Source organism: Pseudomonas sp. LAM2023, from assembly GCF_016620375.1.
GTDB lineage: Bacteria > Pseudomonadota > Gammaproteobacteria > Pseudomonadales > Pseudomonadaceae > Aquipseudomonas > Aquipseudomonas anuradhapurensis.
In genome coordinates this window covers 828,666-848,165 of sequence record NZ_JAENHV010000009.1, presented here as the reverse complement: position 1 = coordinate 848,165, position 19,500 = coordinate 828,666, and the positions used below count along the sequence as shown (strand labels likewise).

21 protein-coding genes are annotated in these 19,500 nt (G+C 62.2%); 9 read left to right on the top strand and 12 right to left on the bottom strand.

Annotation, left to right across the window (positions count from 1 at the left end):
• Positions 1 to 50 precede the first annotated feature (50 nt).
• From JKP78_RS03960 to JKP78_RS03950, 3 genes are all read right to left on the bottom strand, one after another.
• Positions 51 to 1,289, bottom strand: coding sequence for a DUF2599 domain-containing protein (locus JKP78_RS03960; RefSeq protein ID WP_200626095.1), 1,239 nt, complete (start codon positions 1,287 to 1,289; stop codon positions 51 to 53).
• 105 nt (positions 1,290 to 1,394) lie between these two features.
• A complete protein-coding gene (locus JKP78_RS03955; RefSeq protein WP_200626094.1) occupies positions 1,395 to 2,759 on the bottom strand; it encodes a DUF2599 domain-containing protein in 1,365 nt (454 codons plus the stop codon).
• 171 nt (positions 2,760 to 2,930) lie between these two features.
• Entirely contained in the window at positions 2,931 to 3,605 is a 675-nt protein-coding gene (locus tag JKP78_RS03950; RefSeq protein WP_186684644.1) for a polysaccharide lyase family 7 protein, read from the bottom strand.
• 246 nt (positions 3,606 to 3,851) lie between these two features.
• On the opposite strand from JKP78_RS03950, the gene JKP78_RS03945 reads away from it, so the two are divergent.
• On the top strand, positions 3,852 to 4,163 hold the full coding sequence (locus tag JKP78_RS03945) for a DUF1654 domain-containing protein (RefSeq protein WP_200626093.1): 312 nt from the start codon (positions 3,852 to 3,854) through the stop codon (positions 4,161 to 4,163).
• Positions 4,164 to 4,200: 37 nt separating this feature from the next.
• Here the strand turns inward: JKP78_RS03945 and JKP78_RS03940 are convergent, their stop codons facing one another.
• The 3 genes from JKP78_RS03940 to JKP78_RS03930 form a co-directional block, all read right to left on the bottom strand.
• Positions 4,201 to 5,019, bottom strand: coding sequence for a S24 family peptidase (locus JKP78_RS03940; protein ID WP_186685059.1), 819 nt, complete (start codon positions 5,017 to 5,019; stop codon positions 4,201 to 4,203).
• A 190-nt stretch (positions 5,020 to 5,209) separates the two neighbouring features.
• Complete coding sequence (locus JKP78_RS03935; RefSeq protein WP_170029369.1) at positions 5,210 to 5,392, bottom strand: hypothetical protein; 183 nt, start codon at positions 5,390 to 5,392, stop codon at positions 5,210 to 5,212.
• Positions 5,393 to 5,485: 93 nt separating this feature from the next.
• Positions 5,486 to 5,821, bottom strand: a complete 336-nt coding sequence (locus JKP78_RS03930) for a hypothetical protein (protein WP_170029370.1) — start codon at positions 5,819 to 5,821, stop codon at positions 5,486 to 5,488.
• 152 nt (positions 5,822 to 5,973) lie between these two features.
• On the opposite strand from JKP78_RS03930, the gene JKP78_RS03925 reads away from it, so the two are divergent.
• Complete coding sequence (locus JKP78_RS03925; RefSeq protein ID WP_186684648.1) at positions 5,974 to 6,795, top strand: shikimate 5-dehydrogenase; 822 nt, start codon at positions 5,974 to 5,976, stop codon at positions 6,793 to 6,795.
• Between the two features lie 64 nt (positions 6,796 to 6,859).
• On the opposite strand, the gene JKP78_RS03920 is transcribed toward JKP78_RS03925, so the two are convergent.
• The 3 genes from JKP78_RS03920 to JKP78_RS03910 form a co-directional block, all read right to left on the bottom strand.
• A complete protein-coding gene (locus JKP78_RS03920) occupies positions 6,860 to 7,102 on the bottom strand; it encodes a hypothetical protein (RefSeq protein ID WP_170029372.1) in 243 nt (80 codons plus the stop codon).
• A 97-nt stretch (positions 7,103 to 7,199) separates the two neighbouring features.
• On the bottom strand, positions 7,200 to 7,727 hold the full coding sequence (gene gloA / locus JKP78_RS03915; RefSeq protein ID WP_186684651.1) for a lactoylglutathione lyase: 528 nt from the start codon (positions 7,725 to 7,727) through the stop codon (positions 7,200 to 7,202).
• Positions 7,728 to 7,952: 225 nt separating this feature from the next.
• Positions 7,953 to 8,312, bottom strand: a complete 360-nt coding sequence (locus JKP78_RS03910) for a histone-like nucleoid-structuring protein, MvaT/MvaU family (RefSeq protein ID WP_170034136.1) — start codon at positions 8,310 to 8,312, stop codon at positions 7,953 to 7,955.
• Between the two features lie 360 nt (positions 8,313 to 8,672).
• Between JKP78_RS03910 and JKP78_RS03905 the strand changes: the two genes are divergently transcribed.
• Positions 8,673 to 9,962, top strand: a complete 1,290-nt coding sequence (locus tag JKP78_RS03905; RefSeq protein WP_186684652.1) for an OprD family porin — start codon at positions 8,673 to 8,675, stop codon at positions 9,960 to 9,962.
• Between the two features lie 67 nt (positions 9,963 to 10,029).
• Positions 10,030 to 10,779 (top strand): precorrin-6A synthase (deacetylating), encoded by a 750-nt coding sequence (gene cobF, locus JKP78_RS03900; RefSeq protein WP_186684653.1) that lies wholly within the window; start codon positions 10,030 to 10,032, stop codon positions 10,777 to 10,779.
• Positions 10,780 to 10,849: 70 nt separating this feature from the next.
• Here the strand turns inward: cobF and JKP78_RS03895 are convergent, their stop codons facing one another.
• Positions 10,850 to 11,200 carry a response regulator gene (locus tag JKP78_RS03895; RefSeq protein WP_186684654.1) on the bottom strand — a complete coding sequence of 117 codons (351 nt, stop codon included), beginning with the start codon at positions 11,198 to 11,200 and terminating at the stop codon, positions 10,850 to 10,852.
• Positions 11,201 to 11,448: 248 nt separating this feature from the next.
• On the opposite strand from JKP78_RS03895, the gene JKP78_RS03890 reads away from it, so the two are divergent.
• Genes JKP78_RS03890 through JKP78_RS03870 form a run of 5 tightly spaced genes read left to right on the top strand, consistent with a single transcriptional unit; the run spans position 11,449 to position 17,947 of the window.
• Positions 11,449 to 14,916: a response regulator gene (locus JKP78_RS03890; protein ID WP_186684655.1), complete on the top strand. Its 3,468-nt coding sequence runs from the start codon at positions 11,449 to 11,451 to the stop codon at positions 14,914 to 14,916.
• The gene (locus JKP78_RS03885) at positions 14,913 to 15,734 is read left to right on the top strand and encodes a CheR family methyltransferase (protein ID WP_186684656.1); all 822 of its coding nucleotides are present in this window, start codon (positions 14,913 to 14,915) and stop codon (positions 15,732 to 15,734) included. Before JKP78_RS03890 ends, JKP78_RS03885 begins: the two co-directional genes overlap by 4 nt.
• Complete coding sequence (locus JKP78_RS03880) at positions 15,731 to 16,306, top strand: chemotaxis protein CheB (RefSeq protein ID WP_186684658.1); 576 nt, start codon at positions 15,731 to 15,733, stop codon at positions 16,304 to 16,306. Before JKP78_RS03885 ends, JKP78_RS03880 begins: the two co-directional genes overlap by 4 nt.
• On the top strand, positions 16,300 to 17,526 hold the full coding sequence (locus JKP78_RS03875; RefSeq protein WP_200626092.1) for a hybrid sensor histidine kinase/response regulator: 1,227 nt from the start codon (positions 16,300 to 16,302) through the stop codon (positions 17,524 to 17,526). The genes JKP78_RS03880 and JKP78_RS03875 overlap by 7 nt, the downstream gene beginning before the upstream one ends.
• A 43-nt stretch (positions 17,527 to 17,569) precedes the next feature.
• Positions 17,570 to 17,947, top strand: coding sequence for a response regulator (locus JKP78_RS03870; RefSeq protein WP_170029381.1), 378 nt, complete (start codon positions 17,570 to 17,572; stop codon positions 17,945 to 17,947).
• Between the two features lie 110 nt (positions 17,948 to 18,057).
• Here the strand turns inward: JKP78_RS03870 and JKP78_RS03865 are convergent, their stop codons facing one another.
• Both JKP78_RS03865 and JKP78_RS03860 read right to left on the bottom strand, forming a co-directional pair.
• On the bottom strand, positions 18,058 to 18,639 hold the full coding sequence (locus JKP78_RS03865) for a TetR/AcrR family transcriptional regulator (RefSeq protein ID WP_186684662.1): 582 nt from the start codon (positions 18,637 to 18,639) through the stop codon (positions 18,058 to 18,060).
• Between the two features lie 12 nt (positions 18,640 to 18,651).
• The gene (locus JKP78_RS03860) at positions 18,652 to 19,500 is read right to left on the bottom strand and encodes a 3-hydroxybutyryl-CoA dehydrogenase (protein ID WP_186684664.1); all 849 of its coding nucleotides are present in this window, start codon (positions 19,498 to 19,500) and stop codon (positions 18,652 to 18,654) included.

Below are 19,500 nucleotides of genomic sequence, written 5' to 3'. Positions count from 1 at the left end.
GCCTGGAACCCGCCGATAGCGGTCAGTACCGGCAGGTCCGGGCCAGCGGTTCAATACGGGTTGCAGTACTGCGCTACGGCGGTGGCCTGGTCGACGTACGGGCGCGCCGGCTCAAGGTTCCATTCGGGTTTGTCCCTGACCGGTTTGTTGTCATAGCTTGCTGCCAGGTGGCACACCAGCTGGCGACGTAGCGAGCCACCGTTGACGCTGTAGCGCCGCCATTGCGCATCGTCCTTGTGCTTGTTGTACAGCTCGGCGAACATCCGGTCGGTCTGGTCGTCCTTGATCGCCCGGCCGCAGGCGGTGGGCACGACCTGCAGCGACCAGGTGTCCGGCCCCAGTTTCGGATCCGGGCGCTGCACCCAGGTGCTGGACTCAATGTACCTGTTGCAGAACCGCTGCGTGGGCAGCGGCGCTGCCTGGGTGCAGGAGAAGCTGGCCTTGCCGTTGGGCGTGCGCGGGAAGTTGATCTTGACGATGTTGCGGTCCTTGCCGGTCTTGTTCTTGTAGTCGCGCTGGTTGGCCAGGGCATCGTTCAGGCCGCGCTGATCACTGTAGAAAAACGCCAGGATCGGCAATTCATCATCTTTCGGGTTGCCCAGGCGCAGCTCGGTCTGGGTCTGGAACTCCCGGGTGTTGATGACACGTCGGGCACCCATGAAGTTGCGGAACGCATTGACCCGGTCCTGGCTGCTCATCGGGTTGCGCATGTTGAAGCCACATTGCAGCTGGTCCTGCAGGCGGTCGTTGTTGAACCGGGTGAAATGGGCGACCCAGGCACTGGCGTTGGTGATGGGCGGGGCCATGGCCTGGCAAACGGCCTCGGTCTGGCTGGTATTGCGGTTATTGCCGCAGCCCCGGTCATCACGGAAATCGGTCCAGGCGTCGTTGGGGAAGGCGCAGTACACATGCACCGGCGTCTCGGGGGCGCGCACCAGGTCGATCGGCTTGATGATGTAGCCGTTCTGCGTGCTCATGCCCGGGTCTTCATAGCTGATGCCGTCGGCACGCATCCAGGAGGCGGCAAAGGTCCCCAGCTCCCGCGCCTTGGGGCTTGGGTTCCATACGTCCCATTGCTGGCCCTTCGCCGGGTCGGCGCGGTGGGTACCCCTGATCAACAGGCCGGAACAGTCGGATGCTGGGTCGTTGCCGCAGCTGTCGACGGTTTTGTTGTAGAGGCTTTCCACCTGCCTCAGGGTCTCTTCGCAGGACTCGGCGTTGGCCGACGTGATGTGCAGACACAACGGCAAGGTCAGTAGCGGGACAATCCTGTTCAAACGTTTTTGCATGGCCTGTATCTCCCTGATTAGCCAAAAAACAACCTGCGGTCCAACTTCATTCGGGTACGGCTGCACCTCCTTGCTTGCCAGGTGAACAGTCAAACGGTCGAGTGGTCAGCGCGGGACCGGGTTGCAACCTGCGGCGCGGGTTTCGCTTTCCGATAGCCTTGGCCGGAAAGGCTCCAGGTTCCACGGCGTCTTGGCCCGGTAGTTGACCAGCACGCAGCTCAATTGCTGGCGCATGCTGCCGGCAGAGGTCTCATTCTCGCGCCATTGGCCGTCGGCACCTCTGAGGGCAAACAGCTGGTCGTACAGCGCCCCGACTTGCGCGTCGGGCAAGGCGCGTCCCGCCGGGGTCGGCACCACGCTCAGGGTCCATTCCTCTCGGCGGGTGCCGGGGTCGTAGCGCTTGGCCCAGCTGGTCGCGGCGATATAGCGCGGCGCCGCTGGCACTGGCGCGGGTTGCCCGCCACCGGCAGGGGACAGGTCGATTGCCTGGTCGGCGGCGACATAGCTGAAGCGTTGCTCCGGCGGTTGGGTGAAGTCCAGCCGCAGAATCGGCACGCTATAGCCCTGCGCCTTGAGTTTCTTCTGGAAGTTGCGCGCACTGTTCAGGCCATTCTCCGGTTTTGGTGGTGCCACGTCACCGCGGGTGGCGAAGTTCTGCGTGCTGTTGACGTTGTAGATGAAGGCATCGATGTGCTTCATGTTCTCGCTGCCGTCGTTGCTCGCCGAGGCATTCTTGAGCATGAATTCGGTGACCTGGGCGCTGTAGGCGAAAGGGTCCTTGCGGGTGGGGTTCAGGCGCGATTCGTGGACCTTGATCATGGCATTCCAGTCACTCGGTTTTTCCGCGTTCCAGGAGCACTGGTTGTACTGGATGGGGCCCTTCAACACGCCGGTGTATTTCTGTGTCCACTGCTCGGCGGTGGCGACCCCGGCTTCCGCGCAGGTGCCATAGGCCAGCGCGGCATTACGGTTGCTCAGGGTGCCCTGGGCGGCGCGCGGCGGTTCGCGGTTGTCGAAGAAGCCGCAGCCGTACCATTTGCGTTCTGGCCCGGTGCCGCCGTCGAAGGCGTAGATGCAGGTCCAGCCCTGCTCCTTCACCGGCAGTTTCAAGGCCACTGCGTCGGTGGGCAGGCGCAGGATGAAACCGGCCGGGTGGATGAGAATGCGCGTACTCAGGTCCTTGCGCAGCCAGCTATAGGAGGTGGCGCCGATCTTGACCGCATAGGGGCTGTAGTCCCAAGGGTTGAACGGCCCGTCATTGACCATGCGCAAGGTCACACCGCTGCAGTAGTAGTGCCCGCGTGCGGCACCGGTGTCGGCCTCCTGGCAGCGGTTATTGATGGTGTTGTAGTTGCGGTTGATGCGCTTGACGGTTTCCAGTGGGTCGAGCGGCGCCTGGGCGGCCAGCGCACTGAGGGTGAAGGGCAGGGCATAGGTGATGAGAAATAGGGAACGAACATGCGGGTACATTGCCGACACTCCTTGTCGCACAAAAATGGTTCACGCTTGTAGCCGCAGCGTAGTTAGCCGGCCCCTTGCGGTCAAATGCGCTGGCCAGACAACGGCGATCTCGTCGCAGAACGTCCCGTGCTGTCTGCGCCGGAGCACAGGGCATCGGGACGTCTTTTCGGCTAGCCAAGTTCAGGCATGGACCAGTGACAGATCGCTGATGATGCAGATCGAGCCATCATCGGGTGGGGTCGTATCGGTATAATCGACCTGGTTGTACACCCCACCATGGAATTCGAACTGGTGCGCTGCCCAGCTGCTGTCGAACTGCAGGTCGCCGGAGCTGCCGGTCACCCCGTTGCAACTGGCGGTCACGTTGACGGTGCCCTGGGCGGTGGCGTGGATGCTCACGGAAAACTTCGCCCCCAGCGGGACGCCCCTGAGCACCGTCGAGTTCACCGGATCGGTCTGGTTGTAGGTCTGCCGAAACCCCAGGGTGATATCGCCTTTTCTCCAGAACACCTTCACTGGCGGGCTGTCGTCGCCGTACACGTGCATCTGCGCCACGACCACCTTCTGCGCCCAGTTGACCTTGGTCAGGGTCATCACTTGACGATTCCAGTGATTCGGGGCACCGGCCAGCGTCCAGTAGGTTGGCTCCGACCACTCGCAGCGTGTCCGCCGGGTACTTTTGCTCGACACGCCTTTGGTCGGGGCAGACAGCTGCACCGAACCGTCGGCGAGCACTGACACATATTCTGGATACTGGACGATCGCTTCGCTGCCGGTGAGTTCATCGGCGACTAGGCTGGTCGAGGATTCGGCCACCGGAACGGAAATGATGAGGTTGCTGATGTCTACGCTCATGGAGGTACTCCTTGATAATCGATAACGGGTTGTGCCCCTGGGGCTGGCAGCGACTATGGCGTCGCTGTCGATAAAAAAATTAGCCGCGGGCTAAATTCATGTCAATAACTTGAGCTAAATTAATTTCGCTCGTCGATAAATCTTCTCCAGGTCGGATTTTTCCTGGAAACGGGCTTTACGCTGGTTTTTGCAGTGGGCTATGCTTTACTCGAATACTGTACAAAAATACAGGTTTGGAGTGAGCCTATGTCCAAGCACATGAAGCCGACGCTGCAGCAGCGCCAGCAAATGACCGGTTTAGAGCGGCTTAGCCTGCGGGTGTCAGCGATGATCAACCACCCGCTGGCACAGACCCAGCGTTGGGTTGTGCTCCATCGCCTGGATACGGATGGTGAGGCTGAGTGGGAGGAAGTGCTGGGCCTGCTGGCCGAAACGCCCGAGTTGGACCTGGCCTTCAACGATGACGACAGTGTCACCCTGCGTTGGGCGCGCAGCAGCGTGGGGGCGTGCGACGATCTTGCCGTAGAGCAGCAGGCGGGCGAGGCTGCACCGTTCTGAATTGCAGAAAAAAGCCCGCCAGGAGGCGGGCTTGGCGTCATACCAGGTGCGCATTCCACACCAGCAGCACCCTGGCCTGGATGTAGGTTTCCTCCTGACGGACCATGCGGTCCTTGTGTCGCGAGTTGTCCGAAATCATTTCGAAATGCTCTTCATCGGCGATCTGCAGCCGCTTGATATAGAGGTGGTCACCCCAGCAAAACAGGTAGATGCCATCGCCGACGAACTCACGGATGCTGACGTCCACGATCAGCGGGTCGCGGTGCCTGATGGTTGGCTCCATCGACTGGCCCCAGCCGGTCACCATCTTCAGGTGGTGATGGTCGCTGAATTCCACGCCCAGCTCGCGCAGGTGGCTTGGGCTGACGCGAACGTCCTTGAACATCTCAGGGTAGTCATGGGGGACCTGCCCGCCGCCCATGGCCGCCCGCACGTCATAGTGAGCGATCCATACCTCGTCACCCACCAGGCCGGGCTGAGCCAAGTCAGCCTTGACCAGCGTGGCCTTTACCGGCTCCTCGGCAGCAGCCAGCAGCCGTTGCCGGGTTTCCTCGGAAATGCCTTTGCCGCTTATGGCCAGCATCTGCTTGACCAAGTCAGCTGCGGACAGCCTGCTGTCGCCAACGTCGGCCTGTGCCTGCTCACCAGCCGCCATGGTGTCGAACCACCCCCTGGGCAAGCCCTCGATACCCTCGATTCTGCGCGCCACATCATCACCCAGGTTCTTCGCTGTCTTGTTCGAGAGGATCTGGCTGAGGTGTGCAGGGGCCATTCCCCAGCGCTCTGCACAGGAGCCTTTTCTCTGGTTGCCGATCAGCTTGAGCAGGTTGTGCTTGCGGATTTCGTAGATGTCCATGAGGCGAAGCATGCCAGTGTTTAGCTCGTTGCTAAATAGCTATGAAGGTAAATATTTTCTGCGCCGTGGCTAGCGCCAGGCTAAACCGATTCAGGCCTGCAACAAAAGTCAGCCGGCCTGCGTCGATAAAAAAAGGCCCGCCAATCGGCGGGCCAGAAGGGCGTAGGGAGCAACGCACAACAAATACGGGTCAGGCGACCAGGGTGCCTGGTTGCAGCTGTTCGATCAGCGCCTGGGCCGAGGCCCGGCTCGGCATCGGGCCACTAACGGCTTCGCCGTTGCGCACCAGGTACCAGCAGGCCAGCAGGCCTTGTTCACGCAACGCAGCGGGGACGGCACTGCCGACAACGGACATGATCTGAATAGTGGCCATGGGGACCTCCTGTAAACATGGCTTCACCATACGCAGCAGCCGAGGCGCTTTGAAATCAACTTCCTCGATAGTGGTCATTAGTTCTATCAACCCTCACCAGCGCGGCGGGCCGTAATACACCGGTGGCGGGCCGTAGTAACTGCGGTAGCCCGGCGGTGGCGCATAGTACGGTTGGTAGTACACCGGTGGTGGTGGCGGTTGCATGTACACCGGCGGCGGTGCGTAGTAGACCGGCTGGCGCTCGACATACACGGTACGCTCGCGCCCGCCATAAACCGTTGCCCCGACCACCGCGCCAACCACGGCGGCACCTAGCAGCGGGCCCGGGCCATACCAACCACCGCCGCCATGGCCACCATGGGCGGCAGCGGGCCCGCTGATGGCCAGGGCACCGACCAGCAGGGCGACTGAAGGAATGTGGCGGTTCATAAAGCAACCTCGCAAGGCGTGGGGTCCTGTTAACTATGACCTCACTCTTGCTCGGCTGAGCACAGGGAAACGGTAAAGGTTGTGTAAGGGACGACCAGTGGTTGCCTCTGTTACGCTGCAAAAACGTTTCAGTTATGACAAAGGAGCAGGTTATGTCGACAAGTCCCAGCAGAGATACCGTGTTGTGCATCTCCCTGGCCGGCCGCCCCGGTACCTTCGGGGTGCGCTTCCATAATCATCTGTACCAGCAGCTGGGCCTGGATTTCTACTACAAGGCCATGCGCACCGATGACCTGCCGGCAGCAGTAGCGGGCATCCGCGCCCTGGGCATCCGCGGCTGCGGCGTATCGATGCCGTACAAGGAGGCCTGCATGGCGTTGGTCGACGAGGTCGACCCCTCCGCGGCGGCCATCGAGTCAGTCAATACCCTGGTCAATACCAACGGCCATCTGAAGGCGTACAACACCGACTACCTGGCGGTACGCCAGTTACTGGCGCAGCACCAGGTCGACCCGCGCACGGCGTTTGCCCTGCGTGGCAGCGGTGGCATGGCCAAGGCCGTAGCCAGTGCCCTGCGCGATGCCGGGTTCGCCGAGGGCATCATCGTCGCGCGCAACGAGCAGGCCGGGCGGCAATTGGCAGATGTGTGCGGCTATCGCTGGGTGGCTGAGCTGGAAGACCTATGCCCGCCGATGCTGGTCAACGTGACGCCAATTGGCATGGCGGGCGGTGCGGAGGCCGAGCAGCTGGCGTTTTCCGAGAACGCCATCGCTGCCGCGGAACGGGTGTTCGACGTGGTGGCGATGCCGGCGCATACACCATTGATTCGGCGGGCGCAGGCGTTGGGTAAACCGGTGATCTCCGGGCTGGAGGTGATTGCGCTGCAGGCACTGGAGCAGTTCGTGCTGTATACCGGTGTACGACCGACGTCGGCGCAGGTGGAGGCGGCAGTGGCTTACGCCCGGGATATCTGATTGCGCCTGTTTTGGCCCCTTCGCAGGTAAGCCGGCGAAAGGGCCAAGACAGAACCAACCAGGATCAGAACACCTTGTGCCCTTCATCCAGTTGCTGGTCGACCAGCGCCCGGCCATGGGCCAGCGACACATGTTGTGCGTTCTCCAGGTCGGAGAAGAACTTCATCGGCATCGCCATGCGCTTGCTGGTATGCCCTTCAGGGTCGGTAATCCGGCATCCGGCGGCGTAGGGCAGGGGAGAGTCGGGGTGGGGCATCACGCTGGCGGTGATGGTGTGCTGGCGGTATTCACAGTGAAGAGATTGCATCGTCCTTACCTCGCTGTGGCATGTGAAGCAGTTACCTTCATATACCATAGCAAGGGGCCGGGAGTTCCCGGCCCGACGAGCGCACCGCGGGGAACGTTCAGCCCTTGAGTTCGCTCGGTTGGATGACTTCGACCCAGTAACCGTCCGGGTCCTTGATGAAGGCCAGGTGGTTCATGCGCCCATCCTGCAGGCGTTTCTGGAACGCTACGCCCAGTGCCTCGAAGCGAGCGCAGGCGGCGCGCACATCCGGTACCGAAACGCAGATATGGCCAAACCCGCGCGGGTCAGTGTTGCCGTTGTGGTAGGCGAACTCGGCGTCGTTCTCGGTACCGTGGTTGTGGGTCAGCTCCAGCACGCCGGGGATCGACTTCATCCACTGGTGGCGTTCGGCGTCATCGGCCGGGATCTGCGCCGGGTCGACCAGGGCAAGGAAGTACAGGCTGAAGGCCGCTTCGGGGAAGTCGCGCTTGTCCACCAGGCGGAAGCCCAGCACACGGGTGTAGAAGTCCAGGGACTTTTCGATGTCCTTGACCCGCAGCATGGTGTGGTTGAAGACGAACTGAGCAGTGGCAGCGTCCGGTTGGGCAGTGACGCCAGGCAGGGTTTGCAGATCGTGCAGGCTCATGGGAACTCCTGAGGCAAGGCCGGGCGCAGGGCACCGGCAAAACAGACAGGCTGGCCATGATACGGCAGTGCGCCGATTGCGCAAATGAAAGCGCCCTGCACAAGGCAGGGCGCTGGAATTAGAGGCCCGCATGTGCGGGCGCGTGATGGGGTCGCTAGTCCTTTAGCTGTCTCGATACTGAGCCAGCCGTTGTGAAAAAAGTGTGAAGTCTGCGTGGACGTTTCATCAGCGTACCCAGCTTTCTACCGTGGCGGCTCCGTACTGCTCTTTCCAGGCCTTGAGGCCACGGTGATTACCGCCTTTGGTTTCGATTCGCTCGCCGGTGTGCGGGTTGGTGTAAACCTTCACGACGCGTGGGCGGCGTTGTTGTTTGGGCGCGGCACTGGGCGCCCGGGGCGCGGCCTTCGGGTCGAGGATGGCGATGATATCGCGCAGGCTCTTGTCATAGCTTTTCATCAGGCCGACTAGTTTCTGCTCGAATTCGATTTCGCGTTTGAGGCCGGCATCCTTTTTCAACGCTTCCAGTTGCGCCATCTGTTCCTGGAGCGCTTTTTCGGCAGCACGAAACTCTGCAAGTCTGGACACTGTAATCACTCCTGTACGTCGGCGGTGGCAGGGCGTGACGAACATTGAAGAAATAAAAACGCCGGCCACACGGGTAGGTTCTGTTGTTCGCTGATATCGAGTGTAGTCATTCACGGGTACCGGGTAAACTGCTAACTTTTTTTGAAGTAAGCGGGGAACTTTCCCGGTGCCCCGTGCGTTATTTGTCTTTTTCTTCACGGTGGCCCTGTCCGGCGCTTAGACCATGGTCCAATGGTGCGTTGTAGAGCGGTTGCGCGATCATTTCTGATGATGGCCGGGTATTCTTCGGCCGCGCCGCTATACCGTGGCCAGCCTGTGCCACCGGTTATTTACTCGCCTTGATTCTGGATGTTTCCCCGCATGTTTGCCCCTTTTCCCCGCGCCCCCGGGCGTCGTGTTGCCGGCCTGTTCCTGTTGTGTGCCGGTGCCAATGCCCAAGCCGCTGGTTTTCTTCAAGACAGCAGTGCCAAGGTTGAAGCGCGCAATGTCTATTTCAACCGGGACTTTCGTGATGGTCACAGCAGTTCCAAGCAGGGAGCGTCCAAGCGCGAAGAATGGGCACAAGGCTTCATCCTCAATGTGCAATCCGGTTTTACCCAGGGCCCGGTAGGTTTTGGCGTGGATGCACTGGGCATGTTCGGCTTCAAACTGGATTCCAGCCCGGCGGACAGTAACAGCGGCCTGTTGCCGTCTTCTGGTCACGATCCGCGGCACTCGGCCGACCAGTACGCGAAGATGGGCCTGGCCGGCAAAGCCAAGGTTTCCAATACCGTGCTCAAGTACGGTTCGATGATGCCGGACGTGCCGCTGCTCAAGTACAACGATGGCCGCCTGCTGCCGACCATGTTCCACGGCGCCATGCTGACTTCCGAAGAAGTGCAAGACCTGAAGTTGACCTTGGCCCGCCTGGATAAATACACCGCACGGGATTCCACCGACCGTCAGGACATTCGCGTGCATTGCAAGAACAAGCGTTATGCCTGCGATATCGAGGCCGACCACTTTGACCTGGCCGGTGTCGACTACCGTTTCAACGAGCGCCTCAGCGCCCAGTACCAGATGGCCAAGCTGGAGAACATCTACCGCCAGCACTTTCTCGGCCTGGTGGCCAGCCAGCCATTGGCGGTGGGCAGCCTGTCGGCCGACCTGCGCTTGATCAAGAGTGATGACATCGGCAATGCCCGCGCTGGTGAAATAGACCACCGCGCACTCAGCGGCATGCTCGGCTACAGCCTGGGTGGCCACAAGCTCAGTGCCGGCTGGCAGCGCATGTACGGCGACAGTGCCATGCCGTACCTGGATGGCAGCAACCCGTACCTGGTCAACTACGCCCAGGTCAACGATTTCGCCGCCGCCCAGGAACGCTCCTGGCAAGTGCGTTATGACTACGACTTCAAAGCCCTGGGTGTACCCGGCCTGACCTTCTTCACCCGTTACATCAACGGCGACAGTATCAAGGTGCCGGGCAGTACGGCCGAAGGCAAGGAATGGGAACGCGACACCGAACTCAAGTACCAGGTGCAAACTGGCACATTCAAGGACGTCAGCGTACGCCTGCGCAATTCCACTTACCGCAGCAACTATGAACGCTGGGCACGTGACATGGACGAGACCCGGGTCATCGTCAGCTACAACTTCTCGCTGTTCTGATCGCTTGCTTTGCCAAATACCGGCAGCCGCCCGACAATGGTTGCTGGTTCGCGCAAAGGGCAGGGCAATGAAAGACCTGTTGTTGATCGGCATCGGCCCCGGTGACCCGCGCCAGATCACCTACGAGGCGGTCGAGGCGCTGGCCCAGGCCAGCGTGTTCTTCGTGCTCGACAAGGGCCGCGACAAAGATGAGCTGGTGCAACTGCGCAAGGCTATCCTGCAACGTTACCGGCCTGAGGGCGGCTATCGCCTGGTACAGGTGGCCGACCCTGTGCGCGAGGGGCATGCCGACGGCTACCTGGGTGCGGTACGGCATTGGCACCGCCAGCGTGCGGCCCTTTACGCGCAACTGATCGACCAGGAGGTCGGCGCCGGGGAGGTGGGCGCCTTCCTGCTGTGGGGCGAGCCGGCCTTGTATGACAGTACCTTGCGCATTCTCGACCTGGTCCGCGAGCGCGGCGTAGCGCTGCGCCTGCGGGTGATTCCCGGCATCAGCAGCGTGCAGGCCCTAGCTGCGCGTCACCAGGTGCCGCTCAACCGCATTGGTGAACCGCTGACGGTGCTGCCAGGGCGATGCCTGGCGACGCAGGGGCGTATCGACAATGTGGTGGTGATGCTCGATGGCCAGTGCGCATTTGCCCAGCTCGATGACCCGGCATTGGTGATCTACTGGGGCGCGTATCTGGGGACCGAAGATGAAGTGCTGATTGCCGGGCCGTTGCAGGCGGTGAAGGCACAGATCCTCGAAGTGCGCGAACGGCAGCGCCGGCGCAAGGGCTGGATCATGGATACCTACCTGTTGCGCAGGGAGTTGTGAGGTACGGCTACCGCATCAGCTGGAGACCATGCGGCCTGCACGCAAGCCTGCAAAGCCGGGTGCGTTCACCTCAAGCAGGACCCACGATGGCCATCACCTGATCGCGCAATTGGTCGATGCTGAACGGCTTGCTGATCAGGTACATGCCTTCTGGTACATCGACGCTTTCGGCATAGCCGCTGGCGAACAGCACCGGCAGCGTCGGCCGCAGTTCGCGCGCCTTGGCCGCCAACGCCTCGCCGCGCATGTCCGGCAGCCCGACGTCGGTCATCATCAGCGCCAGCGGCTGGTCCGGGTTTTCGAGGATGCGCAGCGCCGCGCTGGCGTTTTCCGCCTGAATGACCTTATAGCCTGACTCGTCGAGCACTTCGACTATCAGCATGCGGACGATGTCGTCGTCTTCGACTACCAGAAGGTGCATGGTTCTGATCCTGTACAAATGGAATGTCTTTAATCTGTGCACCGGGTGGCAGCAGAAGTTCCCGAGGATACCGGTCCATGCAATCAGATGGAACGATTGGCGCACACCACCTTCAAATACTGGCTAAATGCCCTGCCAGACCCGCTAAAGCTGGTTAGACTCGCTTAACAGGACGGTGCAGTGGCAGATAACAACAACGATTGATCGGCCACACTCTTCATGGACTTTTCTTGCTCGGGCGTTTTCACATGATTCAAGCAGCCTCGATGGACCAGCGCAGCTTCCGCAAGTTGTTGACCCGCAACGTCGGCCTCCCTTTGGGGGTGGGCCTGTTGGGGGCCTTGGCCTTTGTCGTGGTGATCAACTACCTGCTTTCGGCCATGCAGTGGGTCGAGCACACCGACCGGGTCATCGGCAATGCCAACGAGACGGTCAAGCTGTCGATCGACATGGAGACCGGTATGCGCGGCTTCCTGATCACCGGCGACGAGACTTTTCTCGATCCTTATGAGGTGGCCAAACCGCGTATTTTCGGCAGCCTGCAGGGCCTGCGCAGCATGGTCGAGGACAACCCGCAGCAGGTCGAGCGCATTGACCGCTTGATCGCCTTGCAACAGGCCTGGAACGCCTTTGGCAGCGAACTGATTGCCCAGCGCCGCAGCCAGGGCGACTACCGCGCGACGATCGGCAGTGGTCGCGGCAAGCGCCTGACCGATGAGATCCGCAAAGAGTTCGATGCCCTGATCAGTGCCGAGCAGCAGCTGCGCATGGCCCGTAACGAGCGGGTCAGCAGTGTCACGGTGACGGTCATGCTGTCGTTCGTGTTGTTCATCGTCGGCCTGAGCGCCTTGCTCGCCTATCTGGGGCGGCGTGACCTGCTGGCGCTGTCGGCCAGCTACGATGCAAACCTGCACGCCCAGCAACGCGCCACCGAGCACCTGGAGCACCAGGCCTGGCTGCGCAACGGCCAGACCCAGCTGGCCGAGCAGGTACTGGGCCAGCTGACCCTGTCCATGCTGGGTGACAATATCCTGCGCTTTTTTGCTGGCTACCTGGGCAGCGTGGTCGGGGCCATGTACGTGCGCGACGAGCATGGCCACCTGGTGCGGGTGGCCTGTTACGGCCTGGATGCCGAAGAACAGGCCCGCGAGCAGGTGCTGGGCGATCACGAAGGTTTGCTGGCCCAGGCCGTGCGCGAGGGGCGCCTGCTGCGCCTGGACAACTTGCCAGAAGGCTATTTCCACCTCAGCTCCGGCCTGGGCCGGGGCTTGCCGCTCAGCGCAGTGCTGGTGCCGGCTGGCGAGGGCTCGCAGGTCAATGGCGTGCTCGAGCTGGGCTTCCTGCGGCCATTGCTCCCACGTGACGAGGAACTGCTGCAACGGCTTGGTGGCAACATCGGTATCTCGATCGACAGCGCCCGCTACCGCCAGCGCCTGCAGGAAGTGCTGGCCGAGACCCAGCAACTGAACGAAGAGCTGCAGGTGCAGCAGGAAGAGCTGAAAACCGCCAACGAAGAGCTGGAGGAACAATCCCGCGTGCTCAAGGAGTCCCAGGCCCACCTGGAAACCCAGCAGGCGGAGCTGGAGCAGACCAACGAGCAGTTGTCCGAGCGCACCGAGGCGCTGGACCGCAAGAACGACGAACTGCTCCACGCCCAGGAACAACTGCAGGCGCGCGCCGAAGAGCTGCAGCGTTCGAGCAAGTACAAGTCCGAGTTCCTCGCCAACATGTCCCACGAGCTGCGCACACCGCTGAACAGTTCGCTGATCCTGGCCAAGCTGCTGGCCGAGAACGTCGCAGGCAACCTCAGCGAGGAACAGGTCAAGTTCGCCGAATCCATCTACTCGGCCGGCAACGACTTGCTCAACCTGATCAACGACATCCTCGACATCGCCAAGGTCGAGGCCGGCAAGCTGGAAGTGCGCCCGGAAACCACCCAGCTGGAGCGCCTGGTCGAAGGCCTGCGCGGCATGTTCGAGCCGCTGGCCGCGCACAAGGGCCTGGCCTTCGAGGTCACCACCGACGCCCAGGTGCCGGCCACCCTGTTCACCGACCGCCAGCGCCTGGAGCAGATCCTCAAGAACCTGCTGTCCAACGCCATCAAGTTCACCGAGCGCGGCCAGGTCAGCCTGAACATTGGCTACCAGCCCGACAGCGGCATCATCTTTGCCGTGCGCGATAGCGGCATCGGTATTGCCGCCGACCAGCAGCAGGCGATCTTCGGTGCCTTCCATCAGGTCGATGGCACCAGCAACCGGCGTTATGGCGGCACCGGCCTGGGGCTGTCGATTTCCCGCGACTTGGCGCATTTGCTGGGAGGGCAGATCAGCGTCGACAGCAGCCTCGGCCAGGGCAGCGTGTTCAGCCTGATCCTGCCGGAGCGCTACGAGCGTGAGGCACAGACCGCCGAACCGCTCGCCCTGCGCCCGGCGGTCGATGCCTTGCCACCGGCTGCGCCGACACCCGTGGCGACCAAGCCACAACGCCCGGCCCCGGCGTTTGCCGATGACCGCGAGCGCGCGCCGTTCGCCAACCGCTGCATTCTGGTGATCGAGGATGAGCCGAACTTCGCCCATATCCTGTTCGACCTGGCCCACGAGCTGGGTTACAGCTGCCTGGTCGCGCAGGGCGCCGACGAGGGCTTCGAGCTGGCCATGCAGTACATTCCCGATGCCATCCTGCTGGACATGCGCCTGCCCGACCATTCCGGCCTCACCGTGCTGCAACGCCTGAAGGAGCAGGCCAGCACCCGGCACATCCCGGTGCATATCATTTCCGTGGAAGACCGGGTCGAGGCGGCCATGCACATGGGCGCCGTCGGTTACGCGGTCAAGCCCACCAGCCGCGAGGAACTCAAGGAAGTGTTCGCCCGCCTGGAGGCCAAGCTGACCCAGAAGCTCAAGCACATCCTGCTGGTGGAAGACGACGACCTGCAGCGCGAAAGCATTGCCCGGCTGATCGGCGATGAGGATATCGAGATCACCGCCGTGGCCATGGCCAAGGATGCCCTGGCGCTGCTGCGCGAGAACATCTACGACTGCATGATCATCGACCTCAAGCTGCCGGACATGCTCGGCAACGAGCTGCTCAAGCGCATGACCGCCGAGGACATCCGCGCCTTCCCGCCGGTGATCGTGTACACCGGGCGCAACCTGACCCGCGAAGAAGAAGCCGACCTGCTCAAGTATTCGCGCTCGATCATCATCAAGGGTGCGCGCTCGCCGGAACGCCTGCTCGACGAAGTGACGCTGTTTCTGCACAAGGTCGAGTCGCAGTTGTCCAACGAACGCCAGCGCATGCTCAAGACTGCGCGCAGCCGCGACAAGGTGTTCGAGGGCCGCAAGGTGTTGCTGGTGGACGACGACGTGCGCAACATCTTTGCCCTCACCAGCGCGCTGGAACACAAGGGCGCGATCGTCGAGATCGGTCGCAACGGGCGTGAAGCCATCGAGCGCCTGGAACAGCATGATGACATCGACCTGGTGCTGATGGACGTGATGATGCCGGAAATGGATGGCTTCGAGGCCACCCGCCTGATCCGCCAGCAAGCGCGGTGGCGCAAGTTGCCGATCATCGCCGTGACCGCCAAGGCGATGAAGGATGACCAGCAGCGTTGCCTGCAGGCTGGCGCCAACGATTACCTGGCCAAACCGATCGACCTGGACCGTCTGTTCTCGCTGATCCGTGTCTGGCTGCCGCAACTGGAGCGAATTTGACTAGCGAACGTAACACCGACATCGAAATCCGCTTGCTGATTGAGGCCATCTACCTCAAGTACAGCTACGATTTCCGCAACTATTCCGGCGCTTCGATCAAGCGCCGGATCCTGCATGCGCTGCGCCAGTTCGATTGCCTGACGGTATCGGCACTGCAGGAGCGCGTGCTGCACGACCCCGGCATGTTCATGCAGTTGCTGCAGTACCTGACAATCCCGGTCAGCGAGATGTTCCGCGACCCGGAGCACTTCCTGGCAGTGCGCAACGAAGTGGTGCCGCTGTTGCGCACCTGGCCGTCGATCAAGGTCTGGATTGCTGGCTGCAGCACTGGCGAGGAGGTCTATTCGATGGCCATCCTGCTGCGCGAGGAAGGGTTGCTGGAGCGCACCATCATCTACGCCACCGACATCAACCCGCATTCGCTGGACAAGGCCAAGCAGGGCATCTACTCGATGCAGAGCATGTACGAATACGCTGAAAACTACCGCCTGGCCGGTGGCCGGCGGGACTTTTCCGACTACTACACGGCGGCCTACGGCAATGCCATCATGGACAGCTCGCTGCGCGAAAACGTAACCTTCGCCGACCATAGCCTGGCCACCGACAGCGTGTTTTCCGAAACCCAGCTGGTGTCGTGCCGCAACGTCCTGATCTACTTCGACAAGGTATTGCAGGACCGCGCCCTGGGGCTGTTCCACGAGTCGCTGTGCCATCGTGGCTTCCTGGTGTTGGGCAGCAAGGAGTCGGTGGATTTTTCCGCCTATGCCGAGCGCTTCGAGCCGCTGGTCAAGCCCGAACGGATCTACCGTAAATCATGAACGGCGTGCGCGCGGTGGTGATCGGCGCCTCGGCAGGCGGGGTGACGGCCCTGTTCAAGGTGCTCGGCGCGTTGCCGGCCGGCTTTGCCCTGCCGGTGGTCTGCGTACTGCACCTGCCGGATGACCGCCATAGCCAGCTGGCCGAAGTGCTGCAACGCCGCCTGCATCGGCCCGTGTGCGAGGCGCGCGACAAGCAGCTGCTGCGGCCTGGGCAGATCTATGTGGCCGGGCCGGGTTATCACCTGTCGGTGGAACGCGATTTCACCTTGTCGCTCAGCCAGGAGCCGCCGGTGCATTTCTCCCGACCGGCAATCGACTTCCTGTTCATGTCAGCCGCCGACGCCTACGGTGCCGGCCTGCTTGGCGTGCTGCTCACCGGTGCCAATGAAGATGGTGCCGCAGGGCTTGCCTATATCAAGAACAGCGGGGGCCGGACCATCGTCCAGGACCCTCGCGATGCACAGGTTGCGCTGATGCCGGAGGCTGCCCTGGCCCTGCATCAGCCCGACCATATCCTTACTTTGAGTGGTATCGAGCAGTTGCTCGCTGCCCTGGAATCCAGCGCATGCTAAGCCACACCACCGCCAAACTGCTGATCGTCGATGACCTGCCGGAAAACCTGCTGGCCCTTGACGCCTTGATCCAGGGCGAAGATCGCGAGGTGCACCAGGCCCAGTCTGCCGAAGCCGCCTTGTCGCTGTTGCTCGAACATGAGTTCGCCCTGGCCATCCTCGATGTGCAGATGCCCGGCATGAACGGCTTCGAGCTGGCCGAGCTGATGCGCGGTACGGAAAAGACCCGCAACATCCCCATTGTCTTCGTCACTGCCGCCGGGCGTGAGATGAACTACGCCTTCAAGGGCTACGAAAGCGGTGCGGTGGACTTCCTGCACAAACCGCTCGACACCCTGGCGGTGAAGAGCAAGGTGTCGGTGTTCGTCGACCTGTACCGCCAGCGCAAGGTGCTCGACCGCCAGTTGCAGGCGCTGGAGCGTAGCCGCCAGGAACAGGAAATGCTGTTGACGCAGTTGCAGACGGCGCGGGCCGAGCTGGAGCATGCCGTGCGCATGCGCGATGACTTCATGTCGATCGTGTCGCATGAGGTGCGCACTCCGCTCAATGGTCTGATCCTCGAAACCCAGCTGCGCAAGCTGCACCTTTCGCGCGGCAACCTTGCCGCGTTCAGCAGTGACAAGCTCCAGGCCATGGTCGAGCGCGACGAGCGGCAGATCAACAGCCTGATCCGCCTGGTCGAGGACATGCTCGATGTGTCGCGCATTCGCACCGGCAAACTGTCGCTGCGGCCCAAGGCGTTCGACCTGGGCCAGTTGGTGCGGGGCCTGGTGGAGAACTTTGCGGCCCAGGCCAGTGCCCTGGATACCCACATCGAACTGCAACGCTGCGAGCCGCTGCACGGTGAATGGGACGAGTTTCGCATCGAGCAGGTGCTGGCCAACCTGCTGTCCAATGCCTTGCGCTACGGTGAGCGCAAACCGGTGCAGGTGCGTGTGTACGAGGAAGATGGCCTGGCCTGCGTACAGGTGCAGGACCATGGCATCGGCATTGGCGCGGCCAACCAGCAGCGCATTTTCCAGCAGTTCGAGCGGGTGGCTACCCAGCAGGCCAGCGGTGGCCTGGGCCTGGGGCTGTACATATCGGAGCAGATCGTCCAGGCCCATGGCGGGCGTATCCTGCTCGACAGCGAAGAGGGCAAGGGTGCCACGTTCACCCTGCAGTTGCCGTTGGCAGCCTGCGAACAACAAAACGACCAGGCGCGGGCAACCTCTGCATGAGCCTGGGGTCTGATGGCTGTTGCAAGCATTTCAAGGCGTTGACATGAGTGAAGATGCACAAGATGTGGTGCTGGTCGTCGAGGATGAGCCGGCGATTCGCATGATCCTGCGGGATTACCTGGCAGGCGAGGGCTACCACGTACTGGTGGCCGAGGATGGCGAGCAGGCATTCGCGATTCTGGCCAGCAAACCGCACCTGGACCTGATGGTGACGGACTACCGCCTGCCCGGAGGGATATCCGGCGTGGAAATTGCCGAACCGGCGGTCAAGTTGCGGCCGGACCTGAAGGTGATTTTCATCAGCGGCTACCCGGCCGAGATTCTTGAATCCGGCAGCCCGATCACGCGCAAGGCACCGATTCTGGCCAAGCCGTTCGACCTGGATACCCTGCACGAGCAGATCCAGTCGCTTCTGCGCTAGCCTGCACTGGCCCTTTCGCGGGTAAACCCGCTCCCACAGGAACTGTGCAAACCTTGAGACTTGCACAGTTGCTGTGGGAGCGGGTTTACCCGCGAAAGGGCCGTAACAGGCTAGCGCAGTGTCCGCTCCAGGCCACCCACCAGCATGCTTTCCATCAAGCCCAGCCCTTGTTCCTCGGGCAACGCCTTCAACAGCCCCGGCAACTGGTTCAGCAGTGTCGCCAGCACATGCGCGGTAGCCACCAGCGCTTCCCCCTGCAGCTTCGCCTGCGGTGCGATCAACCGCAGCAACCCCGCCTCATAGCGCTTGCGCAACAAGGCCAGGCGCCCCTGCTGGTCGTCGCTCAGGCAACACAAGTCGCGCTCCGCCAGGCGAAACTGCAGCGGTCGCTCGGCGTGCAGCTGCCAGTGCGCCGCAATCAGGCAGGACAACGCCGATGCCCCGCGGGCCATGGCCCGGCGGCCCTGGTCCAGGGTAGCCTGCAACTCCTCGTACAACTCTTCGATCAGGTCGTACAACAGGTCCTGCTTGCTGGGGAAGTGGTGGTACAGCGAGCCGGCAGTCAGGCCTACATGGGCCGCCAGCTCGCGCATGCTGACCTGGCCAAAGCCCTTTTCGGCAAACAGCGCCATGGCCCGCTCACGTCGCTCCTCGAAATTGGCACAGCGCATCGCGGCATTGACCGGGGGCATGGCGTTCGCTCCTCAGTAGGTGAAGAAACCGCGGCCGCTCTTGCGCCCCAGCCAACCGGCCGCGACCATTTCCTTGAGCAGCGGGGCAGGGCGGTACTTGCTGTCGTTGAAGCCTTCATGGAAGGCCTCCATGATCGCCAGCAGCGTGTCCAGGCCGATCAGGTCGGCCAGCGCCAGCGGGCCGATCGGCTGGTTGCAGCCCAGGCGCATGCCGGTGTCGATGTCCTCGGCACTGGCCAGGCCTTCCTGACGCACGAAGATCGCTTCGTTGATCATCGGCACCAGAATGCGGTTGACCACGAAGCCCGGGCGGTTGCCGGCGGTGATCGGCGTCTTGCCGACCTTTTCGGTCACCACCAGTGCCTGGGCATAGGTGCTGTCGCTGGTCTGCAGGCCGCGGATGATCTCGACCAGTGCCATCATCGGCACCGGGTTGAAGAAATGCACGCCGATGAAACGCTCGGGGTGCTCGATGCTGGCAGCCAGCTGGGTGACCGACAGCGATGAGGTGTTGGTGGCGATGATGCACTCGGCGGCGACGTTGGCCGCAACCTGCTGCAGGATACGCTGCTTGAGCTGCAGGTTTTCGCTGGCCGCCTCGATCACCAGTTGCGCACCGTTGAGCTGGCTGTAGTCGGTGCTGGTGCGGATCCGCGTTTTCGCCGCCGCAGCCTTGTCCGCATCGAGGCTGCCCTTGCTGACCTGGCGCTCGAGGTTCTTGCTCAAGGTGGCCACGCCGCGCTCCAGCGCCGCGTCGGAAACATCCACCAGCAACACCTGGTAGCCGGCGACTGCACACACCTGGGCAATGCCGTTGCCCATGGTGCCGGCGCCAATCACGGCGATTTGTTCAATGTTCAT